Below are 23,323 nucleotides of genomic sequence, written 5' to 3'. Positions count from 1 at the left end.
CGCATCAACTCTGAATGGACGGCACGCGCCGACCCTGAGCCGCCCGCGATCGGCACGGGCTCTCTCCGATCGGCACGGGTTTCCCTAATCGGGGAGGGACGGGCGAGACGCGGCCCCGCCCCACCCCGCGCCGGGAGCCCGACCGTGCACGCGCCCTCCGCGCCGAGGCGACCCGCCCTCGGCTCCTTCCCGGCCTTCGTGTTCCTGCAGGGCAGCCTCTACGCCGCCTACGGCACGGTCTCGCCCTTCCTGCCCAGCTTCCTCGGCGAGCGCGGACTCGACCCCTCCGAGATCGGCATCGTCCTCGCCGCCGGCACCCTGATGCGGCTCGTGGCCGGGCCCCTGGCGGGGCGGATCGCGGACCGCCTCGACGCGACCCGCGCCGTCCTGGCCGCCGGGGCCGCGGCGGCGGGGTTCCTCGCCTTCGCCACGCTCCTCGGGCACGGCTTTCCCGCGCTCCTGTTCATCGGCCTCGCGCAGGCCGCCGCCCTCGCCGCCCTCGCGCCACTGGCGGATGCCCTCACCCTCGCGGCGATCGAGATCGCGGCGATCGAGCGGGGGCGGGCCTTCGGCTACGGCTGGGTCCGGGGCGCGGGATCGGCCGCATTCATCCTGGCCACCCTGCTCTCGGGGCAGGCCGTCGCCTGGGCGGGCCTCGGCAGCATCCTGGTGTCGAGCGGCCTGCTGTTCCTTCTCACCGCCCTGGCCGCGGGCCGGGTTCCGGCGGCCCCGCCGCCCGCCCGTCCGGAGGGGGAGGGATCGGCAGCCCCCGACCTGCGCGGCCTCCTCGCCGCGCCGCTCTTCCGGCGGGTGCTCGTCGTGGCGGCCCTGGTCATCGGCAGCCACGCCCTGCACGAGGCCTTCGCGGTGATCCGCTGGCGCGCGGCGGGCCTCGGAGCCGGCACCATCAGCCTGCTCTGGTCCCTGGCGGTGCTCTCGGAGGTCGTCGTGTTCGTCCTGTGCGGAGCCTGGCTGCTGGAGCGCCTGGGCACCGCTGGGGCGGCGATGCTGGCCGCCGCTGCCGGAACCTTACGCTGGGCGATCATGGCGACGACGGTGGCGGTGCCGATCCTGGCCCTCGGCCAAGCCCTGCACGGGTTCACCTTCGCGCTGCTCCACCTCGCCAACATGCGCCTGCTGGCCGACCTCGTGCCGGTGCGCGGCGGCGCCACCGCGCAGACCCTCTACGCCACCCTGGGGCTCGGACTCGCCAACACCGTCCTGACCGGGCTCGCCGGGTGGCTCTACGGCCGCTACGGGGCGGAGGCGTTCTGGGGCATGGCGGCGCTCTGCGCCGGTGCGCTGCCGCTCGCGGCCGGGCTGCGGCGCCCCGCCTCCGAACCCGGGTCCCCGACGGGCGTGGAGCCCCAAGGCGCGAGCGGGCCGCGCGCCTGAGCGGGAGACCGGGACCTGCTTTCGCGCGCGCCGCGGTTCAGGCGCCCGCGCTCCGGGGCAGGGGAGGGACGACGCCCCTGCCCCCACCGCGCCTCAAGTCTGGGCCGCGTGCCGCGCCGGCCCGAACTGCGCGGCGTAGAGGCGGCCATAGGCGCCGCCGGACTTGAGCAGGGCCTCGTGCGGCCCCTCCTCGACGATGCCGTTCTCGCCCACCACCACGATCCGGTCCGCCTGCTGTATGGTGGCGAGCCGGTGGGCGATGACCAGGGTCGTGCGCCCTTTCGCGAGCTCGACGAGGGAGCGCTGGATCTCCTGCTCGGTCTGCGTGTCGAGGGCGGAGGTCGCCTCGTCGAGGATCAGGATCGGCGGGTTCTTCAGGAACACGCGCGCGATGGCGAGGCGCTGCTTCTGCCCGCCCGAGAGCTTCACCCCCCGCTCGCCCACGAGCGTGTCCAGACCCTCGGGCAGGGTCTCCAGCAGACCGTCGAGGCGGGCCCGGCTCGCCGCCGCCCGGATAGCCGCGTCATCCGCATCGAGGCGGCCATACGCGATGTTCTCGCGGATCGTGCCGGCGAACAGGAACACGTCCTGCTGCACGATGCCGACCTGCCGGCGCAGGGATGCGAGGGTGAGGTCCCGGATGTCGTGCCCGTCGATGCTGATCCGCCCGGCCTCGACCTCGTAGAAGCGCGGGATCAAGGAGCACAGCGTCGTCTTGCCCGCCCCCGATGGGCCGACGAAGGCCACGGTCTCGCCCGCCCGGATCGCCAGGGTCAGGTCCCGGAGGACGGGGCGGCCCGCCGCGTAGCCGAACCGCACGCCCGTGAAGCGGATGTCGCCGCGCAGGGGCGGCGCCGCGACGGCGTCGGGCCGGTCGACGATGTCGGGGGCGGTGGCCAGCAACGCCGCGTAGCGCCGGAAGCCCGCGATCCCCTTCGGGTAGGTCTCGACCACGGCGCCGATCTTCTCCAGGGGCCGGTAGAACACGCCCACCAGCAGCAGGAAGCCGACGAAGCCGCCGGGGCTCAGTTCGCCGCGCACCACGTAGGCGGCGCCGCCCAACAGCACGACGATCTGGACGAGGCGCATGCCGAGATAATTGATCGACAGGCTGGCCGCCATGATCCGGTAGGCCTCGAGCTTGGTCGTGCGGTAGAGCGCGTTGTCGGAAGCGAAGAGACGCCGTTCGTGCGACTCGTTGGCGAAGGCCTGGACCACGCGCATGCCGCCGACATTCTCCTCGATACGGGCGTTGAAGGCACCGACCCGGCCGTACTGCGCCTGCCAGTTCCGGGTCATCCGCCCGCCGTACCGCAGGGTCACGAAGGCGATCACGGGCAGGATCGCGGCCGTCATCAGGGCGAGCGGCGGATGGACGAACAGCATCAGGCCGAAGGCGCCGAGCAGCGTCATCACGGCGATGAACAGGTCCTCGGGGCCATGATGGGCGACCTCGCCGATCTCCTCCAGGTCCTTGGTCACGCGGGCGACGAGGTGGCCGGTCTTCTGGTTGTCGTAGAACCGGAACGAGAGCTTCTGCAGGTGGTCGAAGGCCCGCGCCCGCATCTCGGTCTCGATGTTGATGCCGAGCACGTGGCCCCAATAGGTCACCACCACCATCAGGCCGGCATTGGCCACGTAGACCAGCCCGAGGCCGAGGGCGGCGAGCAGGATGAGCTGCCAGTCCTGGCGCGGCAGCAGCACGTCCACGAAGACCTTCACCGCCATGGGAAAGCCGAGCTCGAGCAGGCCGGACAGCACGGCGCAGCCGAAATCGACGAGGAACAGCGTCCGATGCGGCCGGTAATAGGCGAGGAAGGCCTTCAGCATGGGGGCTCCGTCGAGACGGGATCGCGCGGGCGACCGATCGAGGCGCGTCCTATCGCAATCCCGTCCGCATGCCCATCCGCGCGCCGTCCGGTTCGATCCCGGCGCCGGTGGCGCGGGGAGGGGCCTTCACGCCCCCGGCCCCGGCCATCGCATGTGCGCGGTGCGCGTCACATGCCGCGCCGGTCATGAGGCTCGCGGATCCGCGAACGCGCGTATCCAGAACCGGGTCCGATCCGCCCTGGCACACCCACATCGCAGGCTCGAAACGCAGTTCGCATAAGATATATTATGGAACCTGAAGCCGTGAAACCGGGGCAGGGGCCTCGCGCTGACGAAGGGTTCACCCATTCCCGACACCGCGTATTCATGCAATCTCCACACGGCCGATTCACGCAATCGGCAGGTCTCAGGTGCGCGACGGGTCCTGGCGGTGCTAAACCGCTGGCGGATGTCACAATTCTTCCTCATAATACATGATACCGGACACCATCCGAGCGGAAGCCCGCCCGAATCGATCCTCTCCGAAGCGAACGCGATGCCGATTTTTGCGCGCCCCTCCGCAGTCCTGAGCCTGGCCCTTCTGGCCATCGGGTCCGTTTCGCTCGCCACGGGCGCGCGGGCCGAGCCGCAGCGCACCGCCCTGGTGCAGTCGCCGCAGGCCATTGCGCAGCCTTCGCAGGCCATGGCGCAGCCGCTGCAGGCCGTGCCGACGGAGGCCACGCGGTCGGCGCCGGCGGCCCGTCCGGCGATCCCGGGCCGGGCGCTTGCCCGCCTGCCCCGCCTCGCCGGCCTCATCACGCAGGGCCAGGCCATCCGCATCGTGGCCTTCGGCTCCTCCTCGACCGAGGGCTCCGGCGCCTCCTCGCCGTCCACGACCTACCCGGCCCAGCTCCAGCGCGACCTCGCAGCGCGGCTCGGCGCGATGGGCTCGGTGCATTCCAGCGTCACGGTGCTCAACCGGGGCAAGGGCGGCGACGATTCCGAGGCCATGGCCCGGCGGCTGGAGCGCGACGTGCTCGCCGACAAGCCGGACCTCGTGATCTGGCAGACCGGCAGCAACGACCCGATGAGCGGCGTCAGCGTCGAGCGCTTCGCCGAACTCACCCGCGCCGGCATCCTCGCCATGCGCGCCACCGGGGCCGACGTGGTCCTGATGGACCAGCAATGGTGCAAGAAGCTCTCGACCACCGATGGCGCCGAAGCCTACGGCGCCGCCCTGCACGCCATCGCCACGGAGCTCAACGTGCCGGTGATCCGCCGGAACGCGATGATGCGGGCCTGGGCCGCGCAGGGGCTGCTGTCGCCCACCCAGATGATCGGCCCCGACGGCCTGCACATGACCGATGCCGGCTACGACCGCCTGGCCCGTGCCGCCACCGCGCAGCTCCTCGCCAATGCCGGCCTGCCGCAGGACGCCAGCACTCAGAACTGAGAGGACCGGACCGGGGAGGCGGCCGGACCGCCCTCCTCCGGGAGCGTCACAGGTCCAGCGTGACGCTGAGGCCGTCACAGGCCGGCACGACGTTCGCGGGCAGCTTGGCCGCGAGGGTCGCGTAGTCGAGATCCGTGTGCAGGTTCGTCAGGATGGCCCGGCGCGGACGTAACCGCTCGATCAGCGCCAGGGCATCCGAGACCGAGTAGTGGGTCGGGTGCGGGGTCTCCCGCAGGGCGTCGATGATGAGCAGGTCGAGCCCGTGCAGCCGCGCCTGCGACGTTTCCGGCATCAGGCTGACGTCGGGCGCGTAGGCCACCGGGCCGAAGCGGAAGCCGAGGGCGGCCTCGTTGCCGTGCTCCATGCCGAAGGGCAGGGCCGTCACGGTCCCGCCGGGCCCCTCCACCTGCATCGCCGCCCCGTCCGCCAGGTCGTTCATGTCGAGGATCGGCGGGTACTCGCTGCCGGGCGGCGTCTCGAAGCAGTAGCCGAAGCGCGCCTCCAGCAGGCTCCGGGTCCGGGCATCGGCGAAGACCGGGATGCGCCGGCGCATGTGGATCACCAGCGCCCGCACGTCGTCGATGCCGTGGGTGTGGTCGGCATGGGCGTGAGTGAACAGGATGGCGTCGAGGCGCTGGACGGCCCGGGCCAGGAGCTGCTCGCGCAGGTCCGGCGCGGTGTCGACCAGGAGGGTGGTGGCCGCCTCCCCCGGACGATCGTGACGCTCCACCAGGAGCGAGCAGCGCCGACGCCGGTTCCGCGGCTCGGCCGGATCGCACGCCCCCCAGCCATAGCCCACGCGGGGCACGCCGCCCGACGAGCCGCAGCCGAGGATCGTCACTGTCAATGCACCCATCGGCACCTCCGCCACCGTTGGTATCGGAGGGGGGCGGGGCCTGTCACGTCCCGACCCGGGCCCCCTGCCCCGCTCACCCTGCGGCCTTGTGGAACAGGCGGTGGAAATTGGCGGTGGTCAGGGCGGCGAACTCTGCGAAGTCCATGTCGAGGGTCTGGGCGAGCGAGCGGGCCGTGTCCGCTGTGTAAGCCGGCTCGTTGGTGCGGCCGCGATGGGGCTCGGGCGCCAGGAAGGGGGCGTCGGTCTCCACCAGGAGGCGGTCGGGCGGCACCGAACGGGCGATCGCCCGCAGGTCGTGCGAGCGCCGGAAGGTGACGATGCCGGAGAAGGACACGCAGAAACCGAGTTCGACGCCGACCTCCGCGAGGCGCGCGCCCGACGAGAAGCAGTGCAGGACGGCCGTGAACGGGCCGCGCGCCATCTCGTCGACGAGGATCGCTTCCATCTCCGCATCGGCGTCGCGCGCGTGGATGACGAGCGGCAGGCCGGTCTCCCGGGCGGCGGCGATGTGACGGCGGAACACCCGCTCCTGCACCGCCTCGGGGGCCGCGTTGTCGTAGTGGAAGTCGAGGCCCGCCTCGCCGATGCCGATGCAGCGGGGGTGGTGCGTGTGCGCCACGATGGCCTCGGTCGGCACGTCGGGTTCGTCGCCCGCCCCGTCCGGATGGGTGCCGATGGTGTGCCAGATCTCCGGGTGCGCCTCGGACAGGGCCTCGTAGGTCCGGGCCTTGGCGACCCGCGTGGAGATCGTGACCATCCGGCTCACGCCGGCCACCTTGGCGCGGGCGATGACGCTCGGAAGATCCTCCGCGAAGTTCGGAAAATCGAGGTGGCAATGGCTATCGACGAGCATGACAGGGGGCTCAGAAAACGGTCGGGCGGGCGAGGCACCGTCGCTCACGCGGACGGCGTCTCCGGCTCGACGAAGCGCGGGAACAGGCCGACGGGGGCGGGGAGCGGCGTACCGGGGACGAGGCGGCCGCCCTCCCCCACATCGGCGAGTTGCCGCCGGTCCGCCGGCACGGCCAGGAGGTCGAGGAGACGGGCGCCGGAGCCCGGCATGAAGGGCTGCACCAGGATGCCGATGGCCCGCAGGGTCTCGGCCACGACGTAGAGGGAGGCCGCCATACGGACCGGATCGGATTTGCGCAGAACCCAGGGCTTCTGCGCGTCGAAGTAGCGGTCGGCGGCCGTGATCACGGCCCAGATCTCGGCGAGCGCCGTGTGCAGGGCGAGCCGATCCATGGCCTCGCGCACGGTGCCCGGCAGGGCATCGGCCAGGGCCAGCAAGGCGCGGTCGTCGTCCGTGAAGGTGCCGTGCTCGGGGACCAGCCCCGAACAGTTCTTGGCGATCATCGAGAGCGAGCGCTGGGCGAGGTTGCCGAGGCCGTTCGAGAGGTCCGCCGTGTAGCGGGTGATGATCGCCTCGTGGCTGTAGTTGCCGTCGCCGCCGAAGGGCACCTCGCGCAGCACGAAGTGGCGCACCGCGTCGACGCCGTAGGTCGCGATCAGGTCCATCGGGTCGACGACGTTGCCCAGCGACTTCGACATCTTCTCGCCCTTGGAGAGCAGGAAGCCGTGGCCGAAGACGCGCTTGGGCAGCGGCAGCCCCGCCGACATCAGGAAGGCCGGCCAGTACACCGCGTGGAAGCGCACGATGTCCTTGCCGATGACGTGCAGGTCCATCGGCCAGAATTTCTTCCGGGGATCGGCGTCGTCGGGGAAGCCCGTCACCGTGAGGTAGTTCGTGAGCGCGTCGACCCAGACGTACATGACGTGGTCGGGATGCCCCGGCACCGGCACGCCCCAGTCGAAGTTCGTGCGGCTCACGGAGAAGTCCTTGAGGCCGGAGCGCACGAAGCTCGTCACCTCGTTGCGCCGGGTCTCGGGGCCGATGAAGTCGGGTTGCGCCTCGTAGAGGGCGAGCAGCCGGTCCTCGTAGGCCGAGAGGCGGAACAGGAAGTTCTCCTCCTCCATCCAGGTCACGGGCGTGCCGGTGGCCTTGGCCACGGGCGTGCCGTCGGGTCCGGCCTCGAGTTCGTCCTCGGCGTAGTAGGCCTCGTCGCGCACGGAGTACCAGCCGGCGTATTTCGACAGGTAGAGGTCGCCGTTGGCTTCCATCCGGCGCCAGAGTTCCTGGGCGGCGGCGTAGTGCTCGGGCTCGGTGGTGCGGATGAAGCGGTCGTGGCTGCAGCCCAGGGCCTCGGCCACGGCGCGGAAGCGGGCGGACATGTCGTCCACGAGTTCGCGCGGGCCGATCCCGGCCTTGGCGGCCGTCTGCTGGATCTTGACGCCGTGCTCGTCGGTGCCCGTGGAGAACAGTACGTCGTAGCCGTCGAGGCGCTTGAAGCGCGCGATCGCGTCCGTGGCGATCACCTCGTAGGCATGACCGATATGAGGCGCGCCGTTCGGATAGGAGATCGCGGTGGAGAGGCCGAAGGTCTTGCGGCTTGCCGGGTCGGTGGCGGTCACGTCGAGGGGTTCCCCGGATGCAGGGTTCACAGGATCAGGCCCCGGAATCGGGTCCTGGGATCACAGGACGGCGGAAGCCTACCATGCCGCTCAGGCGGCGTCGCGGAGCGCGCCGGCCAGGTCGCCGAACAGGGACAGGACCAGCGGCCGGCGGTCGAGATTGTAGGTCGTGGCCTCCCGCGCGGCGCGGGCGATCTTGTCACATACCTCGACCAGGGCCGCAAGGCGGGCGGGGGGCTCGTGCTGGCGCCGGTCGAGCTCGGCCGAGACGAAGCGGAACACCGTGTCGAGGCTCGCCGCGAAGAGTTCGTCGGATTCGCGTCCCGAGAGCTTCTCGGCGAGCGCGAGGATGCGGCGCCAATCCGGATGGTCGAGGCGGGCCAGCAGGGTCTCGACCTCGGATACGAGGCCGGCCCGCGCCGGATCGAGGAGGGCGACGGCGTCGGCGACCGAGCCCTCCGAGAGCAGCGCCGCCCGGGCGAGCGCCTCGGAACTCGGCTGCACGAAGGGCGGGGGAAAGCCGCCGATCACCCGCGCGACCTCGGCTTGCGCGAGCGGGCGCAGGGTCAGGGCCCGGCAGCGCGAGCGGATGGTCGGTAGGAGCCGCCCCGGCGCGTGGCTGACGATGAGGAAGAGGCAGCGGGGCGGGGGCTCCTCCACCATCTTGAGGAGCGCGTTGGCGCTGTTGGCGTTCAGGTCCTCGGCGCTGTCGACGATGCAGATGCGGTAGCCGCCGGCGCTCCCCGCCGTGGAGCCGAAGAGCGCGAGGGCGCCGCGCGCCGCATCCACCGAGATCCGGGTCGCCAGGGTCTTGGCGTTGGGCGCCCGCGTCCGGCGCAGGGCCACGAGGTTGGGGTGCGACAGGGCCGCCACCTGCCGTGCCGCCGGGTGGCCGGGATCGACGGCGAGGTGCGCGGGGGCATCCCGCGCGGCGGGGTTGGCGAGGAGCCAGCGGGCGACCCGGTAGGCCAGGGTCGCCTTGCCGATGCCGCGCGGGCCGCCGATGAGCCAGGCATGGTGCAGGCGCCCGGAGCCGATGGATTCGGCGAAGGCGGCCTCCGCCTCGGCATGGCCGACGAGGCCGGTCTGCTCGCGCGGGCGCGGGACCTCGGTCAGGTCGCCGGGCTCGACATCCTCGGGCGCGCGCTCAGGCCGCATCGCCGTGCGCTCCCGGCGTCTCGGCGAAGAGCCCGGGCAGGCGTTCGGCCACCACGGTGCGGATCGCGGCCTCGACGGCATCGGCGGGCAGGGCCGCGTTGACGACGGCGCAGCGCCCCGGCTCGGCCTCCGCGATGGCGAGGAAGGCGGTGCGCAGCCGCGCGTGGAAGGCCAGGGCCTCGGCCTCGAAGCGGTCCGGCCCCGTCGCGGCGCCCTCGTCCGCGGATTGCCGGGCGCGGGCGCGGGCGAGCCCGAGTTCCGGGTCGCAGTCGAGGATCAGGGTCAGGTCGGGCCGGGTCTGGCCGACGACCACCTCCTCCAGGCTCGTCAGGAGGGCCGGGTCGAGGCCGCCGGCCGCACCCTGGTAGGCCCGGGTCGAATCCGCGAAGCGGTCGCACAGCACGATCTCGCCCGCCGCCAGGGCCGGGCGGATCAGGGTGTCGAGGTGGTCGATCCGGGCGGCGCAGAACAGCAGCGCCTCGGCGAAGGGGCCGTGGGGCTTGGCCACCCCCGCGAGCAGCGCCTCGCGGATGGCCTCGGCCCGGGGCGAGCCGCCGGGCTCGCGCGTCGTCACCACGGGACGGCCGGAGCGCGCACGCAGATGCGCGGCGAGGCGCCGGATCTGGGTCGACTTGCCGGCCCCCTCCCCGCCCTCGAAGGTGATGAAGCGCCCCCTGCCCGCTCCTCCCGCCCGCACCGTCACGATTTCGCGCCGGCCTTCTCGAAAGCCTTGCGGAACAGGCCGGTGCCGACCTCCCAGGTGGCATCGAGGGCCCTCTGCGGGATGGTGCCCGCCTCCACCGCCTCGCCGGCATAGAGCGGCAGGTCGAGGGCCTGGGTCTCGCCGCGGGTGATGCGCAAGCGGCCGACCTCGCGGCCCTGCTCGATCGGGGCGACCAGGGGCCCCTGGTAGACCGCCTTCGCGGTGATCTTGTCGCCGGAGCCGCGCGGCAGCAGCACGCGCACGGGCTTCTTGGCCACGAGGGGCACGCTGCCGGCCGCGCCGCCATAGACCGAGGCCTCCGCCACGGTCTCGTTCGCCGTGAAGATCTGGCGCGGCTCGAAGGCGCGGAAGCCCCATTCCATCAGCTTGCGCGATTCCGCCGCCCGGTCGCGGGCGGTCTTCAGGCCGCTCACCACCATGATCAGGCGCTGCCCGTTCTGCACGGCCGAGCCGGTCAGGCCATAGCCGGACTCCTCGAGGTAGCCGGTCTTCAGGCCGTCGGCACCGATGTCGAGGGTCAGGAGCGGGTTGCGGTTCTGCTGCTTGATCTTGTTCCAGGTGAACTCGCGCTCGGCGAAGATCTTGTAGAGGTCCGGATAGGCCTCGATCAGGTGCAGGGCGAGCTTGGCGAGGTCGCGGGCGGTCACCTTCTGGTCGGGCGCCGAGTAGCCAGTGGCGTTGCGGAAGGTCGAGCGCGTCAGCCCGAGCACCTTCGCCCGCGCCGTCATCATCCGCCCGAAATTCTCCTCCGAGCCCGCGATGCCCTCGCCGATGGCGATGGCGGCGTCGTTGCCCGATTGCACGATGAGGCCGCGCAGGAGGTCGGACAGCTTGATGCGGCTGTTGAGCTGGGCGAACATCGAGGAGCCGCCGCCCCCCGCCCCGCCCCGGCGCCAGGCGTCCTCGGTGATCTGGAATTCCGAGTCCATGGTGAGCCGGCCCTGCCGGATCTCGTTGAACACGATCTCGGTGGTCATCAGCTTGGCCATGCTGGCCGGGGAGAAGAGCTCGTCGGCCCCCTTCTCGAACAGCACCGAGCCGGAATCGGCATCGAGCAGGATCGCGTGCGGGGCCGCCGTCTGGAAGCTCTGGGCCAGGGCGGCCGGCGCCTTGACCAAGCTGAGCGCCACCATCGCGGCGGCGAGGACGACGCCCGACATCACGCCGCACCGCAACGAAGCACGCCCTGCCACGACTGATCTCAAACCCATGTCCTGCCTCACGCCGACCCCGTCACCGCCCCCACGATCAAGCGTGACGTTACAGGCAATCGCCGCCAAGATCGAACCAAATCCCGTGCGATTTCAAGCACGCGACGATCCATCCGCCGCGCGGCTCCGGGCTCGCGCCCGGACTTCAGCGGGCTTCGGCGAATTGGGCCCGGGCGCGCCCCTGTGCCTTGGCGGGCGCTGCGGCGACGGACGACCTGTCGGCGGCGCCGGCCCGGGTCGCGGACGCTGCCTTGGCGCTGCCCGCCTTCGGTGCGGTGGCATCGGCCGCGAGGCGGGCCAGGGCTGCCTTCGACGGGGGAGCCATCTTGGAGGCAGGATCCGTCTTGGGAGCCAGAGCCATCTTGGGCGTCGAACCCGCCTTCGGGGCGAGGCCCGAGAACTCCTGCGCGGCGAGCCGGGTCGCGGCGGGGTGTGACGCGGAGGATCTGGCGGAGGCTTGCAGCGGAGCCAGCGGTCTGCCCGCGGCGGCCACGCGGGTCGATCCGGACTCCGGCTTCCCGGTCATGGGCCGCGCGGGTTGGGCCAACGCGGCGGTGACCGGCGGGACCTTGCCGGCCACCTTGCCGGCGGAGGGCACGGCGGCGAAGCGGCTCGCGACCTCGGCCCGGCCGGGCTCCGGCCGGGCTCCGGCCAACCGCAGGGGCGGCGGCGTGAGGCTGAGCGGGGCGGCCTGCGCCACCGCCCGATGGGGCTCGGCGGGGGCGTGCCGCACGGGCCGGAAGGTCGTGTCGCGGTTCGCCGTGGGCTGGAGGGCGGCCGGGACCGCCACGGTGGCGGCGCCCGCCACCAGGACCGGCGCGGACCGGGCCGGACGCGGCGCCGGGGCCGCCTCGGGCGCCTCGGCGCTCGCCACGCCGGAGGCCGGATTCGCGGCTTCGGCGTCGGCCTCGCGCTCGCCGGCCTCCTTGAAGGCCAGGGCCGGGCGGGTGGCGCGGGCCAGGCGCTCCGAGGACACCTGGGGGGCGTCGGGACCGAGATCGGCCAGCATCACCGGGGATTGGCCGCGGATGGCCGCCGGTTGGCCGTCGGTGCGCAGGGTCGCCAGCAGCTTGCGGTCGTCGCTGCCGGCGGTGGAGGCCTTGCCGGCATACTCGACGCGCACCCGGGCGGTGCCGCTGCGGCGGAATTCCAGGGCTTGGGCCACCTCCTCGGAGACGTCCATCAGGCGGTTGGCGTGATAGGGACCGCGATCGTTCACCCGCACGATCATCGAGTGGCCGTTGGCGAGGTTGGTGACGCGCGCGTAGCTCGGCAGCGGCAGGGTCGGGTGCGCGGCGGCGATGGAGTTGCGGTCGAAGACCTCGCCGTTGGCGGTCAGGCGCCCGTGGAAGGCCGCGCCGTACCAGGAGGCCAAGCCCTCGCGGACGTAGCCCTTGGCATCCTCGCGCGGCACGTAGGTGCGCCCGGCCACCACGTAGGGCTTTCCGGAGAAGCGGCGCCCGCCGCCCTTCGGGATCACGTCGCCCTCGTTGTAGAGGCGTGGGCTCGCCTTGACGCCGTATTTCGGATCTCGGCCCGAGCCGCCGGAGGCGGGGGCGCCGGCGAACTTCTGGGTGTTCTGCGCGCAGTTGGCGGTGGTCAGGGCCACGGCCGAGACGGCCAGCAGTCGCCACAGCGGCAGCGGGGCCGGCCCCGGATGTCCGGCCTTCGTCGAACGCGCCATCGCGATGATCCGCCCCAAGCCCTCGCCCCGATACGCACACACGCTGGATCGGCCCGCCGGCGGGCAAGAGCAGGACCGGCCGGACCCTCGGCGGGAGCGCTTCCGCCCCGTTCGAGAGCCGGAGGATTGTCCGGATGGCGTAAAGGAAGGCTGAACGATCCCGGGCCGGACCTGTCCCTCGGCAGGTACGGCTGGAGCGCTCGGGCCTGATGCGATCACTCAGGATATCCGCATAACCACTTGTCGCAGAGATCCAATTCGCCGGCGATCAGAGCCCGTCCGCCCGTTCGCGCGCGGCATCCGCCCCGCCCTCATCCTGCATGCGCGAAAACCCCGGCAAAATACTGTCAGAGCTCTCTTTTTCGGTTTTTTACGAAGGACCCGAAGCCTCAGCGGGTCCCCGGGTCGTTGAGCTGTGCGATCGAGCGGGCGCCGCGCTGCTTGAACAGCAGGTCGAGGGCCTCCAGCATCAGGCCGTGCATCTTGGCGCGCTCGGCATGAGCGATGTCGCGCAGCTGGTCGTAGACCGGCGGCTCGAGATAGACCGACATCTGGCGAGCGCGTTCCTTCAGGGTGGCGGGCGTGCGGCGGGGCGGGGCACCGGTGTCGAGCTGGACGATCTCGGCAGTCTGCTGGGGCTTTCCCGGCGCGGACGACGCCGCGACGATGGAGGCGAGGCTGAGCTTAGGCGGCTTTGGCATGCTTGCTCACCTGCATGCGCTTCTCGATCCAGCCCCAGAGCTTGCGCACCTCCATGGCGGCCTGCCCCTTCGGGTTGAACTCGGTGACGCCCTGCCCGACGCCGATGGCGTCCTGGTGGTCCGTGCGGGCGACGATGTTGACGTCTGGCAGGATGCCGAGCACGGCGAGCCCGTCGGCGGCGTCGCGGATGCGGTAGGAGCGCGGCGGCGTCTGGTTCAGCACGAAGGCGAACTTCTTCTCCAGCCGGTAGATCGCCGCCAGCGTCGGCTTGAAGGCGCGCAGATCCGCCGGCGTCGGGCGGCACGGGATGATGCAGAGGTCGGCGGCGCGGATCGCCGAGAGGGTGCCGGCGGAATCCACGCCGGGCGTGTCGATGAAGACGTAGTCGTAGGCGGACTCGCGCAGCTGGGCCATCACGCCCTCGATCTGGGTGGCGTCGATCTGCGCGACCTCCGGGCCCTCGGCGCTGCGATGGTCGAGCCAGTCGCTGATCGTGGCCTGGCGGTCCATCTCGAGGATGCAGACCGAGAGCCCGCGCTCCTGGGCGGCGACCGCCAGCGAGATGCAGAGCGTGCTCTTGCCGCTCCCCCCCTTCTGGGTGACGAACGTGATGGCTTTCATCCTGGCATCCCTTCGCGAGCGTCGACGAATCCGGGTGGCGTGAGGTGGACGGACAGGTCCGGCAGGCCCGGATCGGCGGCGGAGGATGGCCGCTGGCCCCCGTCCTGTGACACCAGGATGCTGCGATCCGGGTGTCGCCCATCATGGTTAATCAACGGTTAAGCCTGCGGGCGGACAGGCGGACACACAAGGCAATCTCAGGTTGCCTTACCCGTACCCAAATATACCCCGCCCCCTTTCCGTGCCTCGCAATACCCCCTAGAATGGCGGCCTGAGGAAGGTCCCGGACCGCCCGGCCTCTCAACCTCAGGTCAACGCTTGGCCGGTCCATGGCTGCCGGCGAGGAAGCTCATGGCGCGATCTCCCTCCCTCGGTCTGGACGGCGCGGACGATCCGGGCGGCCTGTGCGCGGCCCTGGCCGCGTCCGGCGTCGTCGGCGTCTGGTGCCACGACATCTGGGCGGATCGCCTCGCCCTCTCGGCGCCCCTGGCGCGGCTCCTGGGGCTCGTGCCGGAGGCGGGGAGGCGGGGGCGTCCCCTGGCGGATCTCATCGCGGCGACGCACGGGGACGACCGGGTCCGCCTGGAGAGCGCGCTCCACGCCGCCATCACGCGGGGCGGCACCTTCGCGGTGGCCTTCCGCACCGCGCCGGCCGCGCGCTGGCTCGATCTGCGCGGCCGCATCGAACGCGACCCCGCCGGGCGGCCGACCTGGGCGCGGGGGATCGTCCTCGACCTGACGGAGGATCGGGCGGAGAACGCCCGCGACCAGCACCGGGTGAACCGGATGGCCGAGCACGCCATCGCGCTGCGGGGGCTCGCCGCGACCCTCGAACGCCCCGGGCTGATCCGCCTCCTCGACCGCGTCATGGTGGAGATCGGCTTCGAGCTCGCCCACCATCTCCGGGAGGCGCCGGACGGGCAGCGTCACTGAGACCGGGAGGCGGGCCCGAAGTCGTCCGCAGGGTTTCCGGCAGGATCAGCGGGGCAGGGCCGTCGCCTCCTGGGCCGGGCGGGGCGGGTGACTCGCCAGGGCCCGCAGGGCCGCCCCCGCCTCGGGGCCCGCCAGGGCCCGGGCATAGGCCGCGATCAGGCCGGCGCAGTCGCGCGGGGGCCGCGCCGCGGACCGTGCCGGGCTTGAGGCCCCACCGCCCTGCCCCGCCGCCCGCGCGAGCAGGGCGCGCGGCGCATCGTCGGGCCGCCCCCCGCTCCCGGTCGAGAGTGCGTCCTGCGCCAGCAGGAGGTTGCCCTCCCCGCCGATGGCGCGGCAGGCTTCGGGCTCGGCGCGCCGCATCGCCCGCAGGAGCGTCCGGCCGATCTCCACCCAGGTCGCATCGTCCGCGCCGCGCAGCACCCGCGCGATCTCGGCCTGGGCGCGGTCGCGCAGGGCGTCGAGGGCCTCGCCCTCCGGGCGCCCGGCCCGGTAGCCGTCGAGATAGGCGTTCGCCATGTCCGCCAGGATCGTCTCGCGCCCGTCGAGGGCCTCCAGCAGGGGCAGGGCGCGCAGGACCGCCGCCCGGGCGCCGGCGGGGCTCGGATCGTCGTCGAGGGTGGAATCCGGGAAGCGGTCGGTCTCCACGATCTCGGTGGCGACCCGGGCCTGGATCAGCCGCGCGGCCTCGGGGATCCAGAGAGTCTCGGAAGGCACCGCGAGGGCTTCCGCCGCGAAGGCCGGCTCGACCCCCGCCGCCACGTAGGCCGCCAGCTCCACCGAGCCCTCCGCCTGCAGGATCTGCCCGAACAGGCCGGCATCGTAGGGGGCGTGGAAGCCGAGGCGGCCCTGCGCCACGAGGGACCGGGTCGAGCCGCGCACGAAGGCCAGGGTGCAGGCCGAGACGCAGTAATCCGGCACGTAAGTGGCAAGGTTCCGCGCGGCGATGAGTTCGCCGACCGCCAGGGCCTCGTCGACGAGACCGCCCTCGCTGGTCAGGTGGATGCGCGTCACCTCCGGGTGGGCGGCCAGCAGCGTGCCGAGGCGCGCGGCCGTCCCCTCCCCGATCTCGCCTGCGAGCCGGACGTCCCGCCCGTGCGGACCCAGGGCGATGCGGGCCGCCGGCCCCGGCGCGCGGGTCTGGACCCGATCCTCCAGTCGCAGCGACAGGTCGGCCAGGGTGGTCTTGAGAAAGGCGGGCGCGCCGGAAGCGGTCAGGGCGCAGCAGGCCGCGGCGGCCAGGATCGCCGTGCCGAGCCGGCAGCGCTTGATACCAAGCTGGCGGCGCCTCGCGCCGAACCCGGCCATCCGAACCTCGTCCGCCATGCGACAGCCCTCCCGATCCGGCGCCGGCGACAATCATCGCGGCGGCAGGATACGCCGATTATTGGCCCGGGAAAGTCTCACGCAAACACCCTGCCAGTTCTCGCGCAGTCGCGGCGGACCCGAAGATTTGAGGAGAGGGATGTTTGGCGATGTGGCCCCGCCGCAACGGGGAAGAATCGCCTGTCACTGGCCCCGGAGACCGCCAAAGTCTTCCAAGGCCCGGTCGAACGTGTCGCAGGCGGCCTCAGGCCCGCTCGGGCGGGCGCAGGAGGTAGGTGTCCATGATCCAGCCGTGGCGGGCCCGCGCGGCCTCGCGGAGGGCGCCGATCTCGGCCGCGACGTCGCCCAGGCGGCCCGAGACCAGGATCTCGTCAGGGGTGCCGAGGAAGGCGCCCCAGTAGATCGTCAGGTCCGGGTCGAGGTGGTCGAAGCGGGGCCGGCCGTCGAGCATCACAACGGTGGCGTCCGCACCCTCGGGCAGGCCGTCGGCGATCTGCCGGCCGGTGGTGATGGTGATGGGCCCGCCGATGCGGTTGAGGGGGATGCGGTGTCCGGCCGCCAGCGCCTGGACGCTGGTGATGCCCGGGATCACCCGGACCGTGAGGGCGAGGGTTCCGCGCGCGAGAATGCGGTCCACGATCCGAAGCGTGCTGTCATAGAGGGAGGGATCGCCCCAGACCAGGATGGCGCCGCAGCCCTCCGGGTCGAGCTCGCGCGCGATCATCGTCTCGTAGAGGGCCGCACGCGCGGCATGCCAGGCCTCGACGGTGGCCCCGTAATCGGCGGGGTTGCGGTCGCGCTCCGGATCCTGCGCCTCCACGAAGCGATAGGGCTTCTCGGTGAGGTAGCGGGTACAGATCTCCCGGCGCAGGTCCACGAGGTCGGCCTTCGCCCGCCCCTTGTCGAGGGCGAAGACCACGTCGGCGGTGTTGAGGGCGCGGATCGCCTGGATCGTCATGTGCTCGGGGTTGCCGGTGCCGATCCCGATCACCAGGAGAGTTCTCATCGCGCGCCGTCCTCCACTCCCGCCCGGGCCGCCCGCTTAGAGCATGCGGCGGAGGAGGGGAACCGGCTCCGCCAAACCGCCTGCGTTCCCAGCTTCTTAGGGTGAGCCCCGGTGTCCGCGGGCACGCGGCGCCCGAAAACCGGTCTGTCGTGCTGCCGCCCCGTGTGCTATGGAAGCCCCTGACATGACTCGCGTCCGGCACATGGCACTCTGGCTCGCGGCGGTGATCGTTCTGATCGCCGTCGGCCTCATGCCGTCGGGTGCGCAGGCTCATGCCGGCCATGCGCATGCCGCGCGCGTCGCCGCGACCGCCCTCCCCCCGACCGCGTCGTCCGAGGTTCGGACCGGCAAGGCGCAGACGCTTCTTCCCCTCGCGGTCCGGACGGTCGTCGTGCTGGCGGCCTCCCCGGTCAGGGCACTGAGCACCGGCGCCTGCGACGGCACCTGCTGCAATGCCGGCTGCCGCAACGGCTCCTGCTGCACCGGGGCCGGACTCACACCGGATACCGATGACGCCGCCGATCCGCGCGGTCCCGGCGACCGCGCCCTGGCGCGCGCCCTCCCCGCCCGGACGGACGTCGTCCCGGAAGCCCTCCCCGAACCACCCAGATTCTAAGCCTGACGCTGCCCCGCGTCCGCCAGGCCCGCGAGACTCCCGACGGAGGCGCGAGGCCGGGACGCCGTCCCGTGTTCCTCGGCGAAAGAATCCCGGTCCATGTCCCGTTGTCTCGCGGTCGCCCTGCGCGCGCTCGCCCTCCTCGTCGCCCTCGCGTCCCCCGCCCTGCCCGTCCTGTCCGGACCGGCCCTCGCCCATGAGGGCCACGACCATGGCGCGGACGCGCCGCCCGCCCCGGCCGCGACCGCCCCGCGGGCGGAGGCCGTCTCCGAGCGCTTCGAACTCGTCGCCGTGGTGCAGGGCACCGATCTCGTGCTCTACCTCGACGCCTTCGCCACCAACGCCCCCGTCCCGGAGGCGAGCGTCGCCGTGATGACGCCGGAGGGCCGGCGCAGGGCCGCCGAGACGGCGCCCGGCACCTACCGCCTCGCGTCCCCCTGGCTCCTGGGCGGCGACGACCACGACCTCGTCGTCGGCATCTCGGTCGAGGGCCGCACCGACATCCTCAACCTCGATCTCCACCTGCCCGCCCCGGCCGCGGCCCCGGCCGCCGGCCCGTCCACCCCGGGCACCGCCGCCACGGCCTTGGCCGACCGCCTCGCCCGGCAGAACCCAGCGGCCCTGGCGGCCGGCGGCTTCCTGATGGGGCTCGGGGTGTTCGCCCTGGCGCGCCGGCGACGCGCGGGCCAGATTCTGGTCGGCCTTCTCGCGGTCGGAGCGACGCTGGTCGTCGCCCTCGTCCTCGGCGGCGCGGCGCAGGCGCACGAGGGCCACGGCCCGGTCGAGACGGCGGCCCCCGTCACCCCGGCGGTCCTGACCGGCGGCACCTTGATGGAGCGGGCGCGGCGCCTGCCGGACGGCTCGGTCTTCGTGCCCAAATCGCTCCAGCGGCTGCTGGCCCTGCGCACCGGCCTGACCGCGCAAGCCTCCGTCACCCGCGGCACCGAGCTGCCGGGCCGGATCATCCCCGACCCGAATGCCAGCGGCGTGGTGCAATCCTCCGTCGGCGGAAGGCTGGCGCCCCCCGAGCGCGGCTTTCCCCGCCTCGGCACCCGGGTGGCGCGCGGCGACGTGCTCGCCACCGTGACCCCGCCAGTCCAGGCGGTGGACGTCTCCGACATGCGCCAGCGCCAGGGCGAGCTCGACCAGCAGATCGCCATCCTGGAGCGCCGGGTCGGGCGCTTCGAGCGCCTCTCCAGCACGGGCGCGGTGGCGCAGACGCAGCTCGACGACGCCCGCTCGGAACTCGTCGGCCTGCGGGACCGCCGCGCCGCCCTCGACGCCATCCGGCGCGAGCCCGAAGCCCTCGTCGCCCCGGTCGACGGCGTCATCGCCGAGGCGAACGCGGTGGCGGGCGCCATGGCGGCCCCCGGCACGGTGGTCTACCGCATCGTCGACCCGGGCAAACTCTGGGTCGAGGCCCTGAGCTTCGAGGCGCTGGCCGAGGGCAGCCGGGCCACCGCGCGGCTCGGCGACGGCGGCACCCTGCGGCTCGCCTATCGCGGCACGGGCCTCGCCGACCGCAACCAGGCGGTCCCGGTCCAGTTCGCCATTGAGGGCGACGGGCGGGGCCTGCGCCTGGGGCAGTTCGTGACCGTGCTGGCCCCCGTGGGCCAGGCCCGCCCCGGCCTGCCGGTGGCGCGCTCCGGCGTCGTGCGGGCGGAGGGCGGCAGCCTCATCTACGAGCATGTCAGTGCCGAGCGCTTCATGGGCCGCCCGGTGCGGGTGGCCCCGCTGGATGCCGACCGGATGCTGGTGGAGGACGGGATCGCGGCCGGGCACCGCGTCGTCGTCCAGGGCGCCGAACTCCTCGACCAGATCCGCTGAGAGGAGCCCCCGATGTTCGAAGCCATCGTCGCGCAGTCCCTGCGCAACCGCCTGCTCGTGCTGGCGCTCGCCGCCGCCCTGGTGCTGACCGGGCTCCTCGCCCTCACGCGCCTGCCCGTGGACGTGCTGCCCGACCTCAACCGCCCCACTGTCACGGTGATGACGGAGGCCGAGGGGCTCGCCCCCCCGGAGGTCGAGCAGCGCGTCACCTACCCGATCGAGACCCGGATGAACGGCCTGCCCGGCGTCACCCGGGTGCGCTCGGTCTCGGGCATCGGCCTGTCCATCGTCACGGTCGAGTTCGCCTGGGAGGCCGACCTCTACCGGGCTCGCCAGTTCGTGGCCGAGCGCCTGGCGCTCGCCCGCACCGAACTCCCCGCCAACGTGATGCCCCAGATGGGGCCGGTCTCGTCGATCATGGGCGGCATCCTGCTGGTGGCAGTGACGTCCGAGACCGCGAGCCCGATGAGCCTGCGCGAGACCGCCGACTTCACCATCCGGCCGCGCCTCCTGGCGATCCCGGGGGTGGCGCAGGTTATCCCGATCGGCGGCGAGGTCCGCCAGTTCCGGGTGGCGCCGAACCCCGCCGCCATGCGGGCGCTGGGCGTCACCCATGCCGCCCTGACCCAGGCGCTCGAAGGCTTCGGCACCAATGCGGGCGGCGGCTTCACCGATGCGGGCGCCCGCGAGGTGCTGATCCGCGCCATCGGCCGCACCATCGACCTCGACGACCTGCGCAACCTCGTGGTGGGCACGCCCGCGGGTCCGGTCTACCTGCGCCAGGTGGCCGAGGTGGATTTCGCGCCCCGGCCCCGGCGCGGCGACGGCGGCTACATGGGCCAGCCCGCCGTGATCGTCTCCGTGGAGAAGCAGCCGGGCGTCGACACCGTGCGGCTGACCAAGACCGTGGAGGACGCGCTGGCCCAGCTCGGCCCGAGCCTGCCCCCCGGCATCGCGGCGCAGAAGATCCTGTTCCGGCAAGCGGACTTCATCGAGACGTCGCTCCGCAACGTGGTGACGGTGCTGCTGGAGGCCGTCGCCGTGGTGGCGGTGGTGCTGTTCGCCTTCCTGATGAACGCGCGCACCACCCTGATCTCGCTCACCGCGATCCCGGTCTCGATCCTCGCCACGGCGGCGATCTTCTCCGCGCTCGGGCTGTCCATCAACACGATGACGCTCGGCGGCCTCGCCATCGCCATCGGCGAGCTCGTCGACGACGCGGTGGTGGATGTCGAGAACATCCTGCGGCGCCTGCGCGAGAACCGGCAAGAGAACCTGAATGGGGGCTCGCCCCGCTCGTCCTTCGCGGTGATCGTGGCGGCCTCCAACGAGGTCCGCTCGGGCATCGTCTACGCGACCGTGATCATCTGCCTCGTCTTCGTGCCGCTCTTCGCCCTCTCGGGCATCGAGGGCCGGCTCTTCGCGCCGCTGGGGCAGGCCTACATCATCGCGATCCTGTCGAGCCTCCTCGTGTCCCTCACCCTGACCCCGGCGCTGGCCTCCTGGCTGCTGCCCGGACTCAAGGGCCTGGAGGCGCCGGAGGGCCGGCTGATCCGCGGGCTCAAGGCCGGAAACGCCCGGCTGGTGGCCTTCGCCTTCGGGCATCAGCGCGCCGTGATGGCGGCTGCCGTACTGGGTGTCGGGATCGCGGCCTACGCCGCCACGACGCTACCGCGCGCCTTCCTGCCGCAGTTCAACGAGGGCTCCTTCACCGTCAACCTTGCCTTCACGCCGGGCATCTCGCTCGCCGAGTCGAGCCGGATCGGCGCCATCGCGGAGGGGCTGGTGCTGGACATTCCGGAGGTGGACCGGGTCGGGCGCCGCACCGGCCGGGCCGAGCTCGACGAGCACGCCGAGGGCGTCCACTCCACCGACCTCGAGATCGGCATGAAACCCGGCGGGCGCCCCCGTGAGGCGGTCGTGGCCGCCTTGCGCGCCCGCCTCGGGGTGCTGCCGGTCTCGGTGAATATCGGCCAGCCGATCTCGCACCGCCTGGACCACATGCTCTCGGGGGTCAGGGCCGAGATCGCCCTGAAGCTGTTCGGCGAGGATCTCGACGGCCTGCGCCGAACCGCCGACGCGCTCAAAGCGGACTTCGAAAAAATCCCCGGCATCGCGGATCTCGCCATCGAGAAGCAGGTCCGCATCCCGCAGCTCGAGGTGCGGGTCGATTCCGGCCGCGCCGCCCTCTACGGCATCAGCCCCGGCGCCGTGGTCGATGCGGTGAGCCGGCTGGCCAACGGGCGGGTGGTCTCCACCCTGGTCGACGGCCTGCGCCGCTACGACGTCACCCTGCGGCTGCCCGAATCCGGCCGCTCGGTGGCGGCCCTGCGCGAACTCCTCATCGAGACGCCCAACGGTTGGGTCCCGGCCCACGCGCTCGCCGACATCGCCGAGCGCGACGGCCCCAACCAGATCCTGCGCGAGAACGGGCGGCGGCGGCTGGTCGTCCAGGCCAACACCCAGGCGGGGGCGGACGGCTCGGCCGTGGCCGGCGCCATCGCCGAGACCCTGGCGCGGACCACCCTGCCCCAGGGCATCACCGCGAGCCTGGAGGGCGCGTTCCAGGCGCAAGGGGAGGCGACCCGCACCATCGGACTCCTCAGCCTCGTCTCGCTGGCCCTGGTCTTCGCCCTGCTGGCGAGCCGCTACCGCTCCGGCGTGCTCGCCCTCATCGTCATGGGCAACGTGCCGCTGGCGCTCATCGGCAGCGTCGCGGCGCTCTTCGTCGCCGGGCTGCCCCTCTCGGTGGCCTCGATGATCGGCTTCGTGACGCTCACCGGCATCGTCGCCCGCAACGGCATCCTGAAGATCAGCCACATCCTCAACCTCGGTCTGACCGAGGGCCTGCCCTTCGGGCCGGCCCTGGTGCTGCGGGCCAGCAACGAGCGGCTGGTGCCGGTCCTGATGACGGCGCTCGCCGCCGGCATCGCCCTGGTGCCGCTCCTCGTCGACGGCACGGCGCCCGGCAAGGAGATCCTCCACCCCGTCGCCGTGACGATCTTCGGCGGCCTGTTCAGCGCCACCCTCCTCGACGCGGCGCTCACCCCCGTCCTGGTCCTGCGCTTCGGCCGGGGCGCCTTCGCCCGCCTCCAGGCGGCGCAGGCACCCGCCCCCGGTCCAGCCGCGGGCGCCCCCGCCCCGGCCCTGTTCTGATTCCACGGAGTTGAACCCCATGAAGACTGGCCCCATGAAGACCACGACCGCCCTCCTCGCCGCCCTCGCCCTCCTCGCCCTGACGGGCGCCGCCCCGGCCCATGAGGATCACCCCGCGGGGGATGGCCACGACCACGGCCACGGCACGCAGGGCCACTCGCACGATGCGAAGCCCGCCGGCGCGGCGAAGCCCGGCGCCGCATCGCCCTCCACCAAGGCGTTCCAGGAAGCCGCCATGCGCATGCACGGCGACATGGAGATCCGCTATTCCGGCGACGTCGACCGCGATTTCGCCGCCGGCATGATCCCGCACCACGCGGGCGCCATCGCCATGGCGCGGGTCGCCCTGCAATATTCGAAGGACCCGGAGGTCCGGG

The 23,323-nt window shown here is 72.7% G+C and carries 19 protein-coding genes; 7 read left to right on the top strand and 12 right to left on the bottom strand.

The window, feature by feature from the left end:
- The first annotated feature begins 144 nt into the window (after positions 1-144).
- Positions 145-1,395 carry an MFS transporter gene (locus K2X24_RS05880; protein ID WP_292495613.1) on the top strand — a complete coding sequence of 417 codons (1,251 nt, stop codon included), beginning with the start codon at positions 145-147 and terminating at the stop codon, positions 1,393-1,395.
- Positions 1,396-1,488: 93 nt separating this feature from the next.
- Here K2X24_RS05880 and K2X24_RS05875 read toward each other — a convergent pair whose 3' ends face one another.
- Positions 1,489-3,225, bottom strand: a complete 1,737-nt coding sequence (locus tag K2X24_RS05875; RefSeq protein WP_292495611.1) for an ABC transporter ATP-binding protein — start codon at positions 3,223-3,225, stop codon at positions 1,489-1,491.
- A gap of 682 nt (positions 3,226-3,907) precedes the next feature.
- Between K2X24_RS05875 and K2X24_RS05870 the strand changes: the two genes are divergently transcribed.
- Complete coding sequence (locus K2X24_RS05870) at positions 3,908-4,657, top strand: SGNH/GDSL hydrolase family protein (protein ID WP_366934449.1); 750 nt, start codon at positions 3,908-3,910, stop codon at positions 4,655-4,657.
- A 46-nt stretch (positions 4,658-4,703) separates the two neighbouring features.
- On the opposite strand, the gene K2X24_RS05865 is transcribed toward K2X24_RS05870, so the two are convergent.
- The 9 genes from K2X24_RS05865 to K2X24_RS05825 all read right to left on the bottom strand — a co-directional run bounded on the left by K2X24_RS05865 (position 4,704) and on the right by K2X24_RS05825 (position 14,085).
- Entirely contained in the window at positions 4,704-5,513 is an 810-nt protein-coding gene (locus K2X24_RS05865; RefSeq protein WP_292495606.1) for an MBL fold metallo-hydrolase, read from the bottom strand.
- Between the two features lie 73 nt (positions 5,514-5,586).
- Positions 5,587-6,366: a TatD family hydrolase gene (locus tag K2X24_RS05860; RefSeq protein WP_292495604.1), complete on the bottom strand. Its 780-nt coding sequence runs from the start codon at positions 6,364-6,366 to the stop codon at positions 5,587-5,589.
- 44 nt (positions 6,367-6,410) lie between these two features.
- Entirely contained in the window at positions 6,411-7,985 is a 1,575-nt protein-coding gene (metG, locus tag K2X24_RS05855; protein WP_292495602.1) for a methionine--tRNA ligase, read from the bottom strand.
- 90 nt (positions 7,986-8,075) lie between these two features.
- Positions 8,076-9,143: a DNA polymerase III subunit delta' gene (locus tag K2X24_RS05850; RefSeq protein ID WP_292495600.1), complete on the bottom strand. Its 1,068-nt coding sequence runs from the start codon at positions 9,141-9,143 to the stop codon at positions 8,076-8,078.
- Positions 9,133-9,840, bottom strand: coding sequence for a dTMP kinase (gene tmk / locus K2X24_RS05845; protein WP_292495597.1), 708 nt, complete (start codon positions 9,838-9,840; stop codon positions 9,133-9,135). The genes K2X24_RS05850 and tmk overlap by 11 nt, the downstream gene beginning before the upstream one ends.
- A gap of 2 nt (positions 9,841-9,842) precedes the next feature.
- Positions 9,843-11,027, bottom strand: coding sequence for a D-alanyl-D-alanine carboxypeptidase family protein (locus tag K2X24_RS05840; protein ID WP_292495595.1), 1,185 nt, complete (start codon positions 11,025-11,027; stop codon positions 9,843-9,845).
- Between the two features lie 196 nt (positions 11,028-11,223).
- The gene (locus tag K2X24_RS05835) at positions 11,224-12,762 is read right to left on the bottom strand and encodes a septal ring lytic transglycosylase RlpA family protein (protein ID WP_292495592.1); all 1,539 of its coding nucleotides are present in this window, start codon (positions 12,760-12,762) and stop codon (positions 11,224-11,226) included.
- 389 nt (positions 12,763-13,151) lie between these two features.
- A complete protein-coding gene (locus K2X24_RS05830) occupies positions 13,152-13,463 on the bottom strand; it encodes a ribbon-helix-helix domain-containing protein (protein WP_292495590.1) in 312 nt (103 codons plus the stop codon).
- Positions 13,447-14,085: a ParA family protein gene (locus tag K2X24_RS05825; RefSeq protein ID WP_243913133.1), complete on the bottom strand. Its 639-nt coding sequence runs from the start codon at positions 14,083-14,085 to the stop codon at positions 13,447-13,449. Before K2X24_RS05825 ends, K2X24_RS05830 begins: the two co-directional genes overlap by 17 nt.
- Before the next feature lie 351 nt (positions 14,086-14,436).
- On the opposite strand from K2X24_RS05825, the gene K2X24_RS05820 reads away from it, so the two are divergent.
- Positions 14,437-15,018 carry a PAS domain-containing protein gene (locus K2X24_RS05820; protein ID WP_292495585.1) on the top strand — a complete coding sequence of 194 codons (582 nt, stop codon included), beginning with the start codon at positions 14,437-14,439 and terminating at the stop codon, positions 15,016-15,018.
- A gap of 45 nt (positions 15,019-15,063) precedes the next feature.
- Here K2X24_RS05820 and K2X24_RS05815 read toward each other — a convergent pair whose 3' ends face one another.
- A complete protein-coding gene (locus tag K2X24_RS05815; RefSeq protein ID WP_292495582.1) occupies positions 15,064-16,341 on the bottom strand; it encodes a hypothetical protein in 1,278 nt (425 codons plus the stop codon).
- Positions 16,342-16,585: 244 nt separating this feature from the next.
- Complete coding sequence (gene cobF, locus K2X24_RS05810; RefSeq protein WP_292495580.1) at positions 16,586-17,347, bottom strand: precorrin-6A synthase (deacetylating); 762 nt, start codon at positions 17,345-17,347, stop codon at positions 16,586-16,588.
- 184 nt (positions 17,348-17,531) lie between these two features.
- Here cobF and K2X24_RS05805 point away from each other — a divergent pair, with 184 nt between their 5' ends.
- The 4 genes from K2X24_RS05805 to K2X24_RS05790 all read left to right on the top strand — a co-directional run.
- A complete protein-coding gene (locus K2X24_RS05805; protein ID WP_292495578.1) occupies positions 17,532-17,963 on the top strand; it encodes a hypothetical protein in 432 nt (143 codons plus the stop codon).
- 99 nt (positions 17,964-18,062) lie between these two features.
- Positions 18,063-19,790 (top strand): HlyD family efflux transporter periplasmic adaptor subunit, encoded by a 1,728-nt coding sequence (locus K2X24_RS05800; protein ID WP_292495576.1) that lies wholly within the window; start codon positions 18,063-18,065, stop codon positions 19,788-19,790.
- 12 nt (positions 19,791-19,802) lie between these two features.
- Positions 19,803-22,946 carry an efflux RND transporter permease subunit gene (locus K2X24_RS05795; protein WP_292495574.1) on the top strand — a complete coding sequence of 1,048 codons (3,144 nt, stop codon included), beginning with the start codon at positions 19,803-19,805 and terminating at the stop codon, positions 22,944-22,946.
- Between the two features lie 19 nt (positions 22,947-22,965).
- The coding region (locus K2X24_RS05790; RefSeq protein WP_292495572.1) for a DUF305 domain-containing protein at positions 22,966-23,323 on the top strand (358 nt) is incomplete at its 3' end.

It is taken from the genome of Methylobacterium sp., from assembly GCF_019750675.1.
Lineage (GTDB): Bacteria > Pseudomonadota > Alphaproteobacteria > Rhizobiales > Beijerinckiaceae > Methylobacterium.
The sequence above is the reverse complement of the archived record's forward strand: the minus strand, read 5'-3'. Positions and strand labels throughout refer to the sequence as shown.

Bases quoted from the DNA above. Each gene is read 5' to 3' on its own strand.
- K2X24_RS05875 (WP_292495611.1), bottom strand. From the start codon at position 3,225: ATGCTGAAGGCCTTCCTCGCCTATTACCGGCCGCATCGGACGCTGTTC.
- K2X24_RS05870 (WP_366934449.1), top strand. From the start codon at position 3,908: ATGGCGCAGCCGCTGCAGGCCGTGCCGACGGAGGCCACGCGGTCGGCG.
- K2X24_RS05865 (WP_292495606.1), bottom strand. From the start codon at position 5,513: ATGGGTGCATTGACAGTGACGATCCTCGGCTGCGGCTCGTCGGGCGGC.
- K2X24_RS05860 (WP_292495604.1), bottom strand. From the start codon at position 6,366: ATGCTCGTCGATAGCCATTGCCACCTCGATTTTCCGAACTTCGCGGAG.
- K2X24_RS05850 (WP_292495600.1), bottom strand. From the start codon at position 9,143: ATGCGGCCTGAGCGCGCGCCCGAGGATGTCGAGCCCGGCGACCTGACC.
- K2X24_RS05840 (WP_292495595.1), bottom strand. From the start codon at position 11,027: ATGTCGGGCGTCGTCCTCGCCGCCGCGATGGTGGCGCTCAGCTTGGTC.
- K2X24_RS05835 (WP_292495592.1), bottom strand. From the start codon at position 12,762: ATGGCGCGTTCGACGAAGGCCGGACATCCGGGGCCGGCCCCGCTGCCG.
- K2X24_RS05830 (WP_292495590.1), bottom strand. From the start codon at position 13,463: ATGCCAAAGCCGCCTAAGCTCAGCCTCGCCTCCATCGTCGCGGCGTCG.
- K2X24_RS05825 (WP_243913133.1), bottom strand. From the start codon at position 14,085: ATGAAAGCCATCACGTTCGTCACCCAGAAGGGGGGGAGCGGCAAGAGC.
- K2X24_RS05820 (WP_292495585.1), top strand. From the start codon at position 14,437: ATGGCGCGATCTCCCTCCCTCGGTCTGGACGGCGCGGACGATCCGGGC.
- K2X24_RS05815 (WP_292495582.1), bottom strand. From the start codon at position 16,341: ATGGCGGACGAGGTTCGGATGGCCGGGTTCGGCGCGAGGCGCCGCCAG.
- cobF (WP_292495580.1), bottom strand. From the start codon at position 17,347: ATGAGAACTCTCCTGGTGATCGGGATCGGCACCGGCAACCCCGAGCAC.
- K2X24_RS05805 (WP_292495578.1), top strand. From the start codon at position 17,532: ATGACTCGCGTCCGGCACATGGCACTCTGGCTCGCGGCGGTGATCGTT.
- K2X24_RS05800 (WP_292495576.1), top strand. From the start codon at position 18,063: ATGTCCCGTTGTCTCGCGGTCGCCCTGCGCGCGCTCGCCCTCCTCGTC.
- K2X24_RS05795 (WP_292495574.1), top strand. From the start codon at position 19,803: ATGTTCGAAGCCATCGTCGCGCAGTCCCTGCGCAACCGCCTGCTCGTG.